The 13,964-nt window shown below is 67.4% G+C and carries 14 protein-coding genes and 1 pseudogene; 9 read left to right on the top strand and 6 right to left on the bottom strand.

What is annotated here, in order from left to right:
- Positions 1–186 (top strand): annotated as a pseudogene (locus tag DBO85_RS19425) (hypothetical protein); the annotation flags it as partial.
- Positions 187–764: 578 nt separating this feature from the next.
- On the opposite strand, the gene DBO85_RS08465 reads toward DBO85_RS19425, so the two are convergent.
- Genes DBO85_RS08465 through DBO85_RS08455 form a run of 3 tightly spaced genes read right to left on the bottom strand, consistent with a single transcriptional unit; the run spans position 765 to position 2,387 of the window.
- The gene (locus DBO85_RS08465; RefSeq protein ID WP_108106833.1) at positions 765–1,013 is read right to left on the bottom strand and encodes a cytochrome C oxidase subunit IV family protein; all 249 of its coding nucleotides are present in this window, start codon (positions 1,011–1,013) and stop codon (positions 765–767) included.
- Entirely contained in the window at positions 1,010–1,600 is a 591-nt protein-coding gene (locus DBO85_RS08460; RefSeq protein WP_108106832.1) for a cytochrome c oxidase subunit 3, read from the bottom strand. Before DBO85_RS08460 ends, DBO85_RS08465 begins: the two co-directional genes overlap by 4 nt.
- Entirely contained in the window at positions 1,584–2,387 is an 804-nt protein-coding gene (locus DBO85_RS08455) for a CbbQ/NirQ/NorQ/GpvN family protein (protein WP_108106831.1), read from the bottom strand. Before DBO85_RS08455 ends, DBO85_RS08460 begins: the two co-directional genes overlap by 17 nt.
- Positions 2,388–2,597: 210 nt before the next feature.
- Here DBO85_RS08455 and DBO85_RS08445 point away from each other — a divergent pair, with 210 nt between their 5' ends.
- From DBO85_RS08445 to ahbB (DBO85_RS08415), 7 genes are all read left to right on the top strand, one after another.
- Positions 2,598–4,316 carry a nitrite reductase gene (locus tag DBO85_RS08445; RefSeq protein WP_108106829.1) on the top strand — a complete coding sequence of 573 codons (1,719 nt, stop codon included), beginning with the start codon at positions 2,598–2,600 and terminating at the stop codon, positions 4,314–4,316.
- A gap of 61 nt (positions 4,317–4,377) precedes the next feature.
- Complete coding sequence (locus tag DBO85_RS08440) at positions 4,378–4,722, top strand: c-type cytochrome (RefSeq protein WP_108106828.1); 345 nt, start codon at positions 4,378–4,380, stop codon at positions 4,720–4,722.
- Positions 4,719–5,897 (top strand): cytochrome D1 domain-containing protein, encoded by a 1,179-nt coding sequence (locus DBO85_RS08435; RefSeq protein WP_108106827.1) that lies wholly within the window; start codon positions 4,719–4,721, stop codon positions 5,895–5,897. The genes DBO85_RS08440 and DBO85_RS08435 overlap by 4 nt, the downstream gene beginning before the upstream one ends.
- 1 nt (position 5,898) lies before the next feature.
- The gene (locus tag DBO85_RS08430; RefSeq protein ID WP_108106826.1) at positions 5,899–6,396 is read left to right on the top strand and encodes an Lrp/AsnC family transcriptional regulator; all 498 of its coding nucleotides are present in this window, start codon (positions 5,899–5,901) and stop codon (positions 6,394–6,396) included.
- Positions 6,393–6,899, top strand: coding sequence for a siroheme decarboxylase subunit beta (gene ahbB, locus DBO85_RS08425; RefSeq protein WP_108106825.1), 507 nt, complete (start codon positions 6,393–6,395; stop codon positions 6,897–6,899). The genes DBO85_RS08430 and ahbB (DBO85_RS08425) overlap by 4 nt, the downstream gene beginning before the upstream one ends.
- On the top strand, positions 6,892–7,335 hold the full coding sequence (locus DBO85_RS08420; protein ID WP_108106824.1) for an Lrp/AsnC family transcriptional regulator: 444 nt from the start codon (positions 6,892–6,894) through the stop codon (positions 7,333–7,335). The genes ahbB (DBO85_RS08425) and DBO85_RS08420 overlap by 8 nt, the downstream gene beginning before the upstream one ends.
- Positions 7,310–7,807, top strand: coding sequence for a siroheme decarboxylase subunit beta (gene ahbB, locus DBO85_RS08415; protein WP_108106823.1), 498 nt, complete (start codon positions 7,310–7,312; stop codon positions 7,805–7,807). Before DBO85_RS08420 ends, ahbB (DBO85_RS08415) begins: the two co-directional genes overlap by 26 nt.
- 222 nt (positions 7,808–8,029) lie before the next feature.
- On the opposite strand, the gene norR is transcribed toward ahbB (DBO85_RS08415), so the two are convergent.
- Positions 8,030–9,544, bottom strand: coding sequence for a nitric oxide reductase transcriptional regulator NorR (gene norR / locus DBO85_RS08410; RefSeq protein ID WP_108106822.1), 1,515 nt, complete (start codon positions 9,542–9,544; stop codon positions 8,030–8,032).
- Positions 9,545–9,655: 111 nt separating this feature from the next.
- Here norR and DBO85_RS08405 point away from each other — a divergent pair, with 111 nt between their 5' ends.
- Complete coding sequence (locus tag DBO85_RS08405) at positions 9,656–10,312, top strand: YceH family protein (protein ID WP_108106821.1); 657 nt, start codon at positions 9,656–9,658, stop codon at positions 10,310–10,312.
- 166 nt (positions 10,313–10,478) lie between these two features.
- Here DBO85_RS08405 and DBO85_RS08400 read toward each other — a convergent pair whose 3' ends face one another.
- Both DBO85_RS08400 and DBO85_RS08395 read right to left on the bottom strand, forming a co-directional pair.
- Complete coding sequence (locus DBO85_RS08400; protein ID WP_108106820.1) at positions 10,479–11,891, bottom strand: hypothetical protein; 1,413 nt, start codon at positions 11,889–11,891, stop codon at positions 10,479–10,481.
- Positions 11,892–12,311: 420 nt separating this feature from the next.
- Positions 12,312–13,556 (bottom strand): acyl-CoA dehydrogenase family protein, encoded by a 1,245-nt coding sequence (locus tag DBO85_RS08395; protein ID WP_108106819.1) that lies wholly within the window; start codon positions 13,554–13,556, stop codon positions 12,312–12,314.
- Positions 13,557–13,964 lie beyond the last annotated feature (408 nt).

Genomic DNA, 13,964 nt, shown 5'->3' with positions numbered 1-13,964 from the left:
AACAAGAAAGTAACCAAAGAAGAAGGGCACCCCGACATCCGGGTCTGTCCGCTGCGCGGCCAGACTTCCCTCCCTTCGGTGCCGCTCCAGAGGCCGGCGCTGAAGGGCCATCCATGGCCCTCAACGCCTCTCGCGGCATCCATGCCGCTCGCCTCCTGCGCAACACCTGCGCTCGGCCTGCTGTAAGGGGACCAGGCTCGGAGTCGCCTGAGCCTCATGTCGAGAAGCGGAAAGTCGTAGGGCGGATTAGTCGCCATGCGGCGTAATCCGCCGGAAGAGAAATCGGCAGGTCAGGCACCACGCTAGGGCGCAATGCGCTGCGCTTATTGCGCCCTAGAAAAGGTCATCACGCCAAAGCATCAAATTGCACGGAGCCCAACCCCCCTCCAGGAGGCCGAGAGGAGGCGTTGCGCAGGGAGTGAGCGGCATGGATGCCGCGAAAGTCAGGGTTGGGCCATGGATGGCCCGTCCCTGACGGCTCCCGGAGTAGCGCCGGAGCGAGGGAACCCTGGCGCAGCCGGGGCCGGATGGTGGGGTGCCCTTTTTCTTTGGTTACTTTCTTGTTGGGCAAGCAACAAGAAAGTGACTCGGCCGGGGGGCCGAAACCGAAAGCCAGGGCCACTTCGAAATCGGGCTGGAAGCAGAAATCTGCGCAGTGCCGCAAGGCAAAGGGCGAGACCGATACGCAGAAGCCACGCTCGAGCACCGTGCCACGGCGCAATGCGCTGCGCTTATTGCGCCCTACGAAGCGGCGCTGCGACCGCTCAGAGCAGCGCCGCTCCGGCCACCCCAAGCGCCATCGCCACCGGCCAGGCCAGCATCAGTGCGCGCCAGGGCCAGGGCGCGTGGCGCAGCTCCATGAAGCCGTCGACGATCAGCCAGGCCTTGCCCAGCACCAGCAGCAACAGGACCAGCAGCGTGTCCCGCGCAGAAGGCAGGCCGAGGCTGGCCACCGTCGCCAGCGACAGCAGCACCAGCGCGACCCAGCAGGCCAGCAATGCGCGCACGCTCATGGGCCCGCCCCGATCAGGTAGACCAGCGGAAACAGCAGCACCCAGACCAGGTCGACCATGTGCCAGTAGAGGGCACCGGATTCCAGGCCGCTGCAGTTGCCGGCGTGATAGCCGCCACGCCAGGCGCGAACGGCCATCCAGGCGATGATCACCAGGCCGAGCAGCACGTGCAGAAAGTGCAGGCCGGTGAGCAGCCAGTAGAGGGTGAAGAAGGTGTCGTGCTCGACATCCAAACCCAGCGCCAGCAGGTGCGCGTACTCGCTCAACTTGAGCCAGACGTAGACACAGGCGCTGCCCAGCGCCGCCAGCAAAAGGGCAGAGACGCCAGCGCGGGCCTGGCGCACCCGTGTCACCGCCAGGGCCACCAGCAGGCCGGAGGTCAGCAGGCTCAGGGTCAGCGCCAGGCCCATGGAGGCGTCCAGTGCCTGGCGCCCGGCGGCGAACAGCGCAGGCTGCAGCCGCTGGGTGATGGCAAACGCCAGGATCAGGATGCTGAACAGCGTGATCTCGGCGAGGATGAACCACCACATCGCCAGATCGCCGGGCAGGCGTCGGTTCGGCAACAGCGCTTCAGGCGAAGTGGACATCCACCACATCCATCAGCGCCGCCACCGTCTGCGAATCATCCGACAGTGGCTCGGCCAGGCACACCAGGCAGGCTTCGCGCGGGCTCATGCCGGAGCGGATCATCCGCGCGGTGAAGATCAGCAGGCGGGTCGAGGCGACTTCCTCCAGGTCGTGCTGCTCCAGCCTGCGCAGCGCCTGACCGAGCTTGACCACCTGGGCCGCCAGGGCGGCATCCACCTGGGCCTCGTTGGCGACGATGCGCTCCTCCTCGGCGGCTGCCGGGTAGTCGAAGCGCAGGGCGACGAAACGCTGGCGGGTGCTCGGCTTCATGCCCTTGAGCAGGTTCTGGTAACCGGGGTTGTAGGACACCACCAGCATGAATCCGGGCGGCGCCCTGAGTGCCTCGCCGGTGCGCTCGATGAACAGCTCGCGACGGTCGTCGGCCAGCGGGTGCAGCACCACGGCGGTGTCCTGCCGCGCCTCGACCACCTCGTCCAGGTAGCAGATGCCGCCCTCGCGCACGGCGCGGGTCAGCGGGCCGTCCTGCCACCAGGTGCCCTGGGCGCCGATCAGGTGGCGGCCGACCAGGTCGGCGGCGGACAGATCGTCATGGCAGGCCACGGTGTACAGCGGCAGGTTCAGGCGATGCGCCATGTGCTGGACGAAGCGCGTCTTGCCGCAGCCGGTGGGGCCCTTGATCAGCACCGGCATGCCGTGCTGCCAGGCCTGGCGGAAGACCTGCTCCTCGTTGCCGAGCGGCTGATAGAACGGCGAATCCTGGGCCTCGGCCGGGTTGGACTGGGACATCACTGCACCTCGATGGAAAACCTTCTCGACTGCACGCTAATCGCCCCTGCGACAACGGCACAAGCCATCCGTCGGCGGTTCTTGATTCCCATCAAGTGCCCCTGCGGCAGGTCGCCCATAGGCTTGAGCGCAGAAATACCAAAACCGTTGCACTGCCGTTCAAGCACAGAGGAATCGCCCACCGTGGCGCCTTCCTGAGGAGGAACAGAAATGGTTAACCGTGCAGGAAAAACCCTGGTCGCAAGCCTCGCTGCGACCGTCTCGCTGCTGGCCTTTTCCGTGGCCCACGCGAGCAACCCGGAACAGGCGTCCGCCGCCTATCACAAGGAGGCTTCCGCGGTCGATCCGAAGAGCGCCCTGACCGTGCGCACCCCCGGTGCACCGGACCTCACCGAGGCCGAGTTCGAGCAGGCCAAGGAGATCTACTTCCAGCGCTGCGCCGGCTGCCACGGCGTGCTGCGCAAGGGCGCCACCGGCAAGCCGCTGACGCCTGACGTGACCCAGGCGCGCGGCCAGCAGGTGCTCGAAGCGCTGATCACCTACGGCTCACCGGCCGGCATGCCGAACTGGGGCACCTCCGGCGAGCTGACCCCGGCGCAGATCACCCTGATGGCCAACTACATCCAGCACACCCCGCCGACGCCGCCGGAGTGGGGCATGGCCGAGATGAAGAATTCCTGGAAGGTGCTGGTCAAGCCCGAGGATCGGCCAAGCAAGCAGATGAACAAGCTGAACCTCGGCAACCTGTTCTCGGTGACCCTGCGCGACGACGGCAAGATCGCCCTGATCGATGGCGACAGCAAGAAGATCGTCAAGACCATCGAGACCGGCTACGCGGTGCACATCTCGCGGATGTCGGCCTCCGGGCGCTACCTGCTGGTGATCGGCCGTGATGCGCGGATCGACATGATCGACCTGTGGGCCAAGGAGCCGGTACGCGTGGCGGAGATCAAGGTCGGCATCGAGGCGCGCTCGGTCGAAACCTCCAAGTTCGAAGGCTTCGAGGACACCTACACCATCGCCGGTTCCTACTGGCCGCCGCAGTTCACCATCATGGATGGCGAGACCCTCGAACCGCTGCAGATCGTCTCCACCCGCGGCATGGTGGTGGGCAGCCAGGAGTACCACCCGGAGCCACGCGTGGCGGCGATCATCGCCTCCCACGAGCACCCCGAGTTCATCGTCAACGTGAAGGAGACCGGCCGCGTGCTGCTGGTCAACTACAAGGACATCAACAACCTCACCACCACCACCATCGGCACCGCGCCCTTCCTGCATGACGGCGGCTGGGACGTCAGCCATCGCTACTTCATGACCGCCGCCAACAACTCCAACAAGATCGCCGTGATCGATTCGCGCGAACGCAAGATGACCGCGCTGGTGGACGTCGGCAAGATCCCGCACCCCGGACGGGGCGCCAACTTCATCCACCCGCAATACGGCCCGGTGTGGGCCACCAGCCACCTGGGTGACGAGACCATCTCGCTGATCGGTACCGATCCGGACAAGCACCCACAGCAGGCCTGGAAAGTCGTCGAAACGCTGAAGGGGCAGGGTGGTGGCTCGCTGTTCATCAAGACCCATCCGCAGTCGCGCCACCTGTACCTGGATACCACCTTCAACCCTGACGCCAAGATCAGCCAGTCGGTGGCGGTATTCGACATCGACAACCTCGGCGCCGGCTACCAGGTGCTGCCGATTGCCGAATGGGCCGGCCTGAAAGGCGGTGCCCAGCGCGTGGTGCAGCCCGAGTACAACAAGGCCGGCGACGAGGTCTGGTTCTCGGTGTGGAACGCCCAGGACGAGGAGTCGGCCATCGTGGTGGTCGACGACAAGACCCTGAAGCTGAAACGCGTGATCAAGGACAAGCGCCTGATCACCCCGACCGGCAAGTTCAACGTCCACAACACCCAGCACGACGTCTACTGAGGCAACGTGCCACGGCGGGGTGCGCCGCACCCCGCTTTCACCGCGCAACGCGGAGGTCGCCATGGCTTTTCTGCACAAGCATTCGCTGGCAACCGGCCTGGCCGCCCTCGCGCTGCTCCTGCTTTCTCCTGCCCTGGCAGCGGCGTCGCCTGACGCCAGCCGCCAGGTCGTTCTCGAACACCTGCTGGTGCAGGACTGCGGTTCCTGCCACGGCCTGCGCATGACCGGCGGACTCGGTCCGTCCCTCACCCCCGAGGCGCTCGCCGGCAAACCGCGCGAGAGCCTGATTGCCACCGTTGCCCATGGTCGCGCCGGCACCGCCATGCCCGGCTGGCAGGCGCTGCTCGACGAGCAGGACATCGCCTGGCTGGTCGACCGACTCCTCGAAGGAGGCTTCAACCCATGATCCGACTCCTCAGCCTGGCGCTCGCCGGCCTGCTCCTTGCCGGCTGTGCGCAGCAGCCGCCCTTGCGCGGCAGCGGCGACCTCGGCGTGATCATCGAGCGTGCCCGCGGCAGCATCCAGATCATCGAAACCAGCGGGCAGACGCAGCTGGCGCGCATCGAAGGCCTGGGCGATCTGTCCCACGCCAGCGTGGTGTTCTCGCGGGACCAGCGCTTCGCCTACGTCTTCGGTCGCGATGGCGGCCTGACCAAGGTCGACCTGCTGGCCCAGCGCATCGACAAGCGCATCCTCCAGGGCGGCAACAGCATCGGCGGCGCCATCAGCCAGGACGGCAGCCTGATCGCGGTCGGCAACTACGAACCGGGCGGGGTGAAGGTATTCGATGCCCAGACCCTCGAACTGGTCGCCGACATCCCCAGCACCCCACTGCCCGACGGCAGCCGCAACTCGCGGGTGGTCGGGGTGATCGACGCGCCCGGCCAGCGTTTTCTGTTCGCCCTGTTCGACACCGGCGAGATCTGGATCGCCGACTTCAGCGAGCGCGAAAAGCCCACCGTCACCCGCTTCGAGCACATCGGCCACCAGCCCTACGACGACCTGCTGACCCCGGACGGCCGCTACTACCTGGCCGGTCTGTTCGGCGAGGACGGCATGGCCCTGCTCGACCTCTGGCACCCGGAGCAGGGCGTGAAGCGCGTGCTCGACGGCTACGGTCGCGGCGAGCAGAAGCTGCCGGTGTACAAGATGCCGCACCTGGAAGGCTGGGCGATTGCCGGCGAGCAGGCCTTCGTCCCGGCCATCGGTCAGCATCGGGTGCTGGTGATGAACACCGGCAACTGGCAGCAGAGCGCCGCCATCGAGGTCGCCGGGCAGCCGGTGTTCGTCATGGCGCGGCCGGATGCGCGGCAGATCTGGGTCAACTTCGCCTACCCGGACAACCATCGGGTGCAGGTGATCGACAGCGAGACCCACGCCATCGTCGCCGACCTGCAACCCGGCCCCGGCGTGCTGCACATGGAGTTCAGCGCCCGCGGCGAGCAGCTCTGGCTGTCGGTGCGTGACGGCAACGAGGTGCAGGTCTGGGACCCCTATCGCCTGGAGCTGCTCAAGCGCCTGCCGGCGGAGAGTCCCAGCGGCATCTTCTTCTCCAGCCGCGCTCACCGGACAGGGCTCTGACATGGACGCCATCCAGCAGGCCCTGTGCCAACACTTCCAGCACGGCATGCCGCTGTGCGCCGAGCCCTATCGGGCGATGGCCGAGACCATCGGCAGCAGCGAGGCGCAGGTGCTCGACGCCCTGCAGCGCCTGCAGCGGGACGGCGGCCTGTCGCGCATCGGCCCGGTGTTCGAGCACAGCCGCGCCGGCGCCAGCACCCTGGTCGCCCTGGCCGTACCCGAGGCGCTGCTCGAGCGGGTCGCCGAGCGCATCAGCCAGTACCCCGAGGTCAATCACAACTACCTGCGCGAGCACGCCTACAACCTCTGGTTCGTCCTCACCGGGCCGGACCGCGCACGCATCGACCAGGTGCTTGACGAGATCGCCGCCGACACCGGCCTGCAACCGCTGGACCTGCCGATGCAGCGCGCCTACCGCATCGACCTGGGATTTCCGCTGGCGGGCAATCCCGTGGCCGGCCATCCGCAATCCAAAGCAGCACCGGGAGACACTCCATGAGCCTTCTGACCCAGCAGCAACGCCTGCAGCTCTGTCGCCTGCTGGAGGAGGGTCTGCCGCTGGCACCGCGCCCCTACCTGCTGCTGGCGCAACAGCTCGGCGCCGAGGAACAGGCAGTCCTGGCGCAGGTGCAGAGCTGGCAGGACGAAGGCCTGTTCCGCCGCGTCGGCCTGGTGCTGCGCCATCGCGGGCTGGGCTTTGCGGCCAACGCCATGCTGGTGCTCGACGTGCCGGACGCGCTGGTCGATGAGCTTGGCGACCGCCTGGGCAAGGTCGACGGCATCAACCTCTGCTACCGCCGCCCGCGGCGCCTGCCGCAGTGGCCGTACAACCTGTTCTGCATGATCCACGGCCGCCAGCGCGAACAGGTCAGCGCCTGGATCGAAGCCTTGCTGCGCCGCGAAGGCCTGGCCCAGCTGCCGCATCGGCTGCTGTTCAGCACCCGCGCCTTCAAGCAGTGCGGTGGACGCTACGCCGCGGCGCCGGAGGTGGCCCATGGATGATCTCGACCGGCGTCTGCTGAACCGTCTGCAGCATGGCCTGCCACTGGTGCGTGAGCCCTGGGTTGCCCTGGCTGCCGAACTGGACAGCGACGAAGCCGTGCTGCGCCAGCGCGTGCAGGCCCTGCTCGACGACGGCACCCTGACCCGCTTCGGCCCGATGTTCGACATCGAGCGCCTGGGCGGTGCCTTCACCCTGGCCGCCCTGCGCGTGCCGGAAGAGCGCTTCGAGGAGGTCGCCGAGCTGCTCGCCTGCATGCCCGAGGTGGCGCACAACTACCGCCGCGAGCACGTCTGGAACATGTGGTTCGTGCTCGGCTGCGCCAGCTACGCGGAGATCGAGGGCTGCATCGGCCTGATCGAAGTCGCCACCGGGCTGCGCGTACTCAACCTGCCCAAGGAGGAGACCTACCATGTCGGCCTGCATTTCCCCCTCTGACGAACCCCTGGCGCGGCGCCTGATCGCCTTCACCGAAGCCGGGTTGCCGCTGGTGGCCGACCCCTGGGCCTGGCTCGCCGAACAGCTGCAGCTGAGCGTGGACGACTGTCTCGCGCTGCTGCAGCGACTGCAGGCGAACGGACTGATCCGGCGCATCGCCGCGGTACCCAACCATTACCGCCTCGGCTATCGGCACAACGGCATGACCGTCTGGGACGTCGACGACGAGGCGCTGGCGCAGCTCGGCCCGGCGGTCGGCGCGCTGCCCTTCGTCAGCCACTGCTATCGCCGACCGCGCCGTGGCGACTGGCCCTACAACCTGTTCGCCATGGTCCACGGCCGCAGCGCCGAGGACATCGAGCCCGACCGCGAGACGATCCGCGCCCTGCTCGGCGACGCCTGCAACGCGGATGAAATGCTGGTCAGCAGCCGCATCCTGAAAAAGACCGGCCTGCGCCTGGGCGGGGCCTGAAGGGCTGCGAGTCGCCTGAAACATCCCTCACCCGCCTTCGGCACCCTCTCCCGGAGGGAGAGGGAAAAGCCGTGCACGCGCGAGGCTCGCATGACACCTCGCGCCATCGCCCCACAGCTGTCCCTTCTCCCTCCGGGAGAAGGCGCACCGCGCCGGATGAGGGATGCTGAGGCCTGCAGGGAGATTGGCGCGGCGTGGCCTGCAAGGTGCCCAGCCAGGACCCTATTTCAGCCCCAACCGCCGCGCCAGCTTGTGCAGGTTGCTCGGGTCCACCTCAAGCAGGCGCGCCGCGCTGGCCCAGTTGCCGTCGGCCTGTTGCAACGCCTGGTGGATGCATTCGCGCTGACAGTCATCCACCGCCTCGCGCAGCGTCGGTGCAGTGCCGGAAGCCGCCGCGGGCGCCGCGCGTGGGCGCGCCGGCGCCACACTGTCCAGATCCAGCAGCTCGGCTTCCAGGGTGAGGATTTCGCTGCGCGAGGCACCGCGGCTGAGCAGCTTGAGCGCGGCGCGGCTGATCACGTGTTCCAGCTCGCGCACGTTGCCCGGCCAGGAGTAGGCGAGCAGGGCGCGCTCGGCCGCCGGCGCCAGACGCACGCTGCGCAGGCCCAGGCGCGCGCGGTTCAGTTCGAGGAAGTGCCCGGCGAGGATCAGTAGGTCATTGCCGCGCTCGCGCAGCGGCGGGATATGCACCGGATAGACCGACAGCCGATGGTAGAGATCGGCGCGAAAGTGCCCGGCGCCGACGCTGTCGCGCAACTGGCGGTTGGTCGCGGCAATGATGCGTACGTCGACGGTGCGCGGCTTGTCCGCGCCCAGGCGCTGGATCTCGCCGTTCTGCAGCGCGCGCAGCAGCTTGGCCTGCACCGCCAGCGGCAGCTCGCCGACCTCGTCGAGGAACAGGGTGCCGCCGTTGGCCGCCTCGAAACGTCCGGGTCGCTCGCTGCTGGCGCCGGAGAAGGCGCCCTTCACATGGCCGAACAGCTCGCTTTCCGCCAGCGACTCGGGCAATGCCGCGCAATTGACGTGCACCAGCGGCTTGTCGCGACGCCGCGAATGCTGATGCAGCCAGTGGGCGAACAGCTCCTTGCCGACGCCGGTCTCGCCGAGCAGCAGCACCGGCAGCTCGGAATCGGCGACTACCGCAAGCTCGCCGAGCAGTTCGCTGATCGCCGGGCTCTGGCCGAGAATTTCCTGGGGACCGGGCAGGGCCTGGCTGCCTGCCGGTCCGTGCGACTGACGCAGCGCGCGGTTGTCCTGTTCCAGGCGGGTCACCCGCACCGCCGCCTCGATCAGCAGGGTGTAGCGCTGCAGGTCGCGCCGCGCCCGCTCATCGAAGGTACCGGCGTGCAGCGCATCCAGGGTCAGCGCGCCCCACAGGCGACCCTCCAGCCACAGGCTGGCGCCCATGCAGTCGTGCACCGGCAGCGGCTCGCCCGCGCGCTCGTCGAGCAGGCCGTCATAGGGATCGGGCAAGCGACTGTCCGGCTCGAACCAGGTCGGCTCGCGGCTGGCGAGAATCGCCGCCAGTCGCGGGTGGCTGGCCACCTCGAAGCGCCGCCCCAGGGCTTCGTGCACCAGCCCAACCGCCGCCACCGGCCGCAAGGCGCCTTCGTCCAGCCGCAGCAGTCCCACCGCGCCGCACTGGAAGCGCTCGCGCAGCGTCTGCACCAGTCGCTGCAGACGAATCGCATTGGGCAGTTCGGTCACCAGGTCGGCCAGCAGGCCTTCTTCGAGCATGGTCGATTTCACCGTTTTTCGAGGTAGAAGCCACCCTAAACCCACCGGGTGTTTATGACCATAGCCGATCGGGTAAGGTGGCAGCTCTACGTCGACCCCGCAGGTGCCCCCATGACCGAGCCAACCGTCACGCCTCTCGCCGAACCGCTCAGCGCCATCGAGGCGCGGATTCTCGGCTGCCTGGTGGAGAAGCAGACCACCACCCCGGAGAGCTACCCGCTGACGCTCAACTCGCTGCTGCTGGCGTGCAACCAGAAAACCAGCCGCGAACCGCTGATGAACCTCAACCAGGGCGAGGTCGCGCGCAGCCTGCGGCCACTGGAGGAGCGCGGCCTGTTGCGCCTGGTGATGGGCAGTCGCGCCGACCGCTGGGAACAGCGTCTGGACAAGGCCCTGGAACTGACGCCGGGGCAGACCACCCTGCTCGCGCTGTTGCTGCTGCGTGGCCCGCAAACGCTCAACGAACTGCTGGTGCGCAGCGCGCGCATGCACGCCTTCGACGATGTCGCCCAGATCCAGCACAACCTCGAACGCCTGATCTCGCGCGGCATGGCCTGCCTGCTGCCACGCCAGAGCGGTCAGCGCGAGGACCGCTACATGCACATTCTCGGCAGCGAAACCGACCTCCAGGCCGCCACTGAACGCGCCGCCAGCTCTCGCAGCAGCACGCCTGCGGACAGCGACAAGGACGAACGCATCGCCAGCCTGGAATCGCGCCTGGAGGAGCTGGAACAGCGCCTGGCCCTGCTCGAGCGCAAGGCCGACTGAGCCCGGCCATGTCCGGTAGGGTGGATTAGCCGCTAAAGCGGCGTAATCCACCAGATGAACCTCTGCGCAGCATCAACATCAACCCGCATGGATGAGCGCGAGCTGACGCCTGCTTGCCGGCCCGTTTGGCCAGGCCGTATGCGGAGGTCGACTCAGCGCCTGCTGCTCAGCTCCGGCGCCAGAAGCGCAGCCGTCGCCGCCAGCCCCCGAGCGGGCTCGGGGCAGATTCCGGCCAGTGTGCGTTCTTGCTCTCGCATTGCACGATTCCCTTGGCACCGAGCCTCAGGCGCCAGCGTTGCGCCGAGGAAAAGGCCTGGCCCGGCGCGCTATGCACCAGCAGCAGGTTGTAGTCGTGCTGCTTCTCGATGGGATGCGCCTGGACGGCGCCCTGCGGATCCTCCTCGTCACCGCGCACGAACAGCAGGTTGTGACTGGCCTGGATCGATGCGCACAACTGCTCGCAGTCCAGAATCAGGCGCTCGCGAATCTCGTTCTGCTCCAGGGCCGACTTGTCCAGATTCAGCACGGCGCGGTAGCAGACGATCTGCCGTTCCTCGTTGGTCGCCCATTTGCCCGAGCGCTCGCGCACCAGTGGCGGCAGCTCGGGCAGCTTGCGGTAGTCGAGCCAGACCATCTGCAGCGCCAGCTGGTTCTTGGTGTAGGGCATGAACAGCCGCACCTTCCAGCGCGGCTTGCCCTTGCGCAGCCAGCGGGTGATGGCGCTGATCATGTCGTCGCGCAGCAGATCACGCACCGCATAGACCAGCGCGATGCCCAGCAGCAGCGCCAGCGAGAGCTTCTGGCTGCCGTCTCGCGCGCTGAACAATACGTAGGTAAACAGCGACATGATCAGCATCGTCGACGCCGCCTTGACCAGCTTCTTGGTACCCGCGCCCAGCTCGGTAACCTTTGCGCGCAGCGTCGCCGGGTACTCCAGCAGGCGGTGATAGAGGCTCATGCGGTTCCAGACCCGCGTCGGCGTCCCATGGAAATCGCTGAGGTACTTGAGCTCCTGGCGGTACTTGAGTTCCTGCTGGAGGAACTCGTCGACCGAGCGCCGGAGCTCTTCATCCAGCGCGGCGAAGCCCTCCAGCGTCATGCTCTGCAACAGGAACTGCTCGGCCTGCCAGGAAAAGTAGATATCCATCTGGCGGAAGTAGCGCAGCTGGTTGCTCTGCTCCGGCACGGACTTGCGCAGCCGCTGGGCGAAGTTCTGGCTCAGGCGAAGGGCGCGGGCTATCGGCTCGGCGATATCCTCGGCGGCCAGCAGTTGCTGACGCAGACGCCCCATCGACGCCTGGTACTGGAAGAACCAGGCGCCGTACATGATCTCGTAGTGCGGCGAGAGCAGCGAGAAGGAACTGTCGACCTTGCTCGCGCGGTCCTTCGCCGGCAGGCCCAGCAGGCCGAAGCTGTGCGTCAACGAGCTGAAGTAGAACTGCTTCTCGGCCAGCGTCCAGGGTGACAGGGTGGTCTCGTGCGGGGTGAACAGGTACAGCTCGACCTTGTGCCGGCCCGGCACCTTCAGCGTGCGCGTCAGCTGCAGGCGGAAATCGCCCTTGCGCTTGAGTGAAAACACAACGCCCCCCAATGACGATCTGCGGCGGGCAGGATAGCAAGCTTTGCCGGCGCGCACGGGAGGCGCAGACGCCTGTTCCAGGCGCCTGGGGCACAGCGGATCAGCCGAGCAAAAGGCACGTCACCAGGGTGCCGAGGCGGACAGGCATTCGGAGACTTCACGCGCAGGCCGGGGCGGCCCCCGCCTTGGGAACATGGCCCTGTGAGACGTCCCCGCAGAAAGCCGCCCGCGTCATATGCATTTGCGTGGATACCGAGAAAGCATGCTTGGCGGGCTCTGCGCTCCGGCCCGGGACAGGCGGACGCCTTGTCCCGCCTTTCAGCCCCGCTGTGTCTCGGCGGGGCAGGAACGTCAAATCGGCCTTGTCCGCCCAGCGGGGCCCGCCACTGCACGGCACCTTCTCGCGGCGAGAGCGGGGGCTCAATGCGGCGGCGTCAGATAGGCCGCCGTCGCGCCACGGCGCTCCTGGCTGGCGGCCAGTTCCAGCTTGGCGATGGTCTTCAGGTGCACCTCGTCCGGGCCGTCGGCGAAGCGCAGGGCGCGGCCGCTGGTGTAGAGGTCGGCCAGCGGCGTGTCCGGGGTCAGGCCCATGGCGCCGAACACCTGGATGGCGCGGTCGACCACCTGGGCATGCATGCGCGGCACTATCGCCTTGATCATCGAGATCTCCTTGCGCGCACCCTTGGCGCCGACCTCGTCGATCAGCCAGGCGGTCTTCAGCACCAGCAGGCGCGCCTGCTCGATCTCGATCCGCGACTGAGCGATCCAGTCGCCGACGTTGGCGTACTGATGCAGGTAGCGGCCGAAGGTCTTGCGCTCCTGGGCGCGCTCGACCATCAGCTCCAGGGCCAGCTCGGCCATGCCGATCGAGCGCATGCAGTGGTGGATGCGCCCCGGCCCGAGGCGCGCCTGGGCCATCATGAAGCCGTCGCCTTCACCGCCGAGCAGGTTGCTCGCCGGCACCCGCACGTTCTTCAGCAGCAGCTCGCTGTGGCCTTCCGGGGCGATGTGGTTGAGCACCGGGATGTTGCGCAGCAGCTCCACGCCGGGGGTGTCGAAGGGCACCAAGATCATGCTCTGCTGGCGGTGCGCCTCGCCGTCCGGGTCGGTCTTGCCCATCACGATCAGCAGCTTGCAGTTGGGGTGCGAGGCGTTGGTGATGAACCACTTGCGGCCGTTGATGACGTAGTCGTCGCCGTCGCGACGGATCAGCGTCTGGATGTTGGCGGCGTCGGAGGAGGGTACGTCCGGTTCGGTCATGGCGAAGGCCGAGCGGATCTCGCCGTGCAGCAGCGGCAGCAGCCAGCGCTCGCGCTGCTCGGGGGTGGCGAACATGTGCAGCAGCTCCATGTTGCCGGTGTCCGGGGCGTTGCAGTTGAACACCTCGGAGGCCCAGTGCACCCGGCCCATGATCTCGGCCAGCGGCGCGTATTCGAGGTTGGACAGGCCCATGCCCGGCTCGTCCGCGTGCAGCGAGGGCAGAAACAGATTCCACAATCCTTCTGATTTCGCCAGCGCCTTGAGGTCGTCCATGAAGGACACCGGGTAGGTGCCGGCGGCGACCTCCTGGTGCCACTGGCCGATGCGCGGAACGATGTGCTGATCCATGAAGTCCCGCACCTTCTGGCGCAGGGCTTCGACTTTCGGGCTGTAGCTGAACTCCATGGCGACTCTCCTGCAACGCTTGAAAAGGGTTGCCCAGAGACTAGGCCTGCCGGCGCGCGCCGGACATCTTGCTCAGCCTCGTGAATCGACCTGCATTCGCCTGATGCAAAGCGCAGGAAGATTGATCCGGATCATTCCCTGAAAGCCGTTCCCGAGCGTTTGCGCGCTCATCGCCGCCTGGCGGTTGGCAGACCAATGCCGGTATGGCGCGCGGGCAACTGTAGGGTGGACAACGCTCTCCTTGTCCACCGGCGCGCGGAAATGGTGGACGGGTGAAGCGTCGTCCACCCTACGGGCGGAGGCGGAACGAAAGCCGGCATGGCGCCCGCGGCGCTGACGTAGGGTGGACAACGCCGTTCTTGTCCACCGGCACGCGGAAATGGTGGACGGGTGAAGCGTCGTCCACCC

The sequence above is a fragment of the Pseudomonas mangrovi genome (assembly GCF_003052585.1).
In the GTDB taxonomy this organism is placed as follows: Bacteria; Pseudomonadota; Gammaproteobacteria; order Pseudomonadales; family Pseudomonadaceae; genus Aquipseudomonas; species Aquipseudomonas mangrovi.
Note: the sequence above shows the minus strand (reverse complement) of the source record. Positions and strands in the feature narration are given on the sequence as shown.

Excerpts from the sequence above, each read along its gene's own strand:
- DBO85_RS08445 (WP_108106829.1), top strand. The coding sequence starts at position 2,598 with ATGGTTAACCGTGCAGGAAAAACCCTGGTCGCAAGCCTCGCTGCGACC.
- DBO85_RS08420 (WP_108106824.1), top strand. The coding sequence starts at position 6,892 with ATGGATGATCTCGACCGGCGTCTGCTGAACCGTCTGCAGCATGGCCTG.
- DBO85_RS08460 (WP_108106832.1), bottom strand. The coding sequence starts at position 1,600 with ATGTCCACTTCGCCTGAAGCGCTGTTGCCGAACCGACGCCTGCCCGGC.
- DBO85_RS08405 (WP_108106821.1), top strand. The coding sequence starts at position 9,656 with ATGACCGAGCCAACCGTCACGCCTCTCGCCGAACCGCTCAGCGCCATC.
- DBO85_RS08465 (WP_108106833.1), bottom strand. The coding sequence starts at position 1,013 with ATGAGCGTGCGCGCATTGCTGGCCTGCTGGGTCGCGCTGGTGCTGCTG.
- norR (WP_108106822.1), bottom strand. The coding sequence starts at position 9,544 with ATGCTCGAAGAAGGCCTGCTGGCCGACCTGGTGACCGAACTGCCCAAT.
- DBO85_RS08435 (WP_108106827.1), top strand. The coding sequence starts at position 4,719 with ATGATCCGACTCCTCAGCCTGGCGCTCGCCGGCCTGCTCCTTGCCGGC.
- ahbB (WP_108106823.1), top strand. The coding sequence starts at position 7,310 with ATGTCGGCCTGCATTTCCCCCTCTGACGAACCCCTGGCGCGGCGCCTG.
- DBO85_RS08430 (WP_108106826.1), top strand. The coding sequence starts at position 5,899 with ATGGACGCCATCCAGCAGGCCCTGTGCCAACACTTCCAGCACGGCATG.
- DBO85_RS08440 (WP_108106828.1), top strand. The coding sequence starts at position 4,378 with ATGGCTTTTCTGCACAAGCATTCGCTGGCAACCGGCCTGGCCGCCCTC.
- DBO85_RS08395 (WP_108106819.1), bottom strand. The coding sequence starts at position 13,556 with ATGGAGTTCAGCTACAGCCCGAAAGTCGAAGCCCTGCGCCAGAAGGTG.
- DBO85_RS08455 (WP_108106831.1), bottom strand. The coding sequence starts at position 2,387 with ATGTCCCAGTCCAACCCGGCCGAGGCCCAGGATTCGCCGTTCTATCAG.
- ahbB (WP_108106825.1), top strand. The coding sequence starts at position 6,393 with ATGAGCCTTCTGACCCAGCAGCAACGCCTGCAGCTCTGTCGCCTGCTG.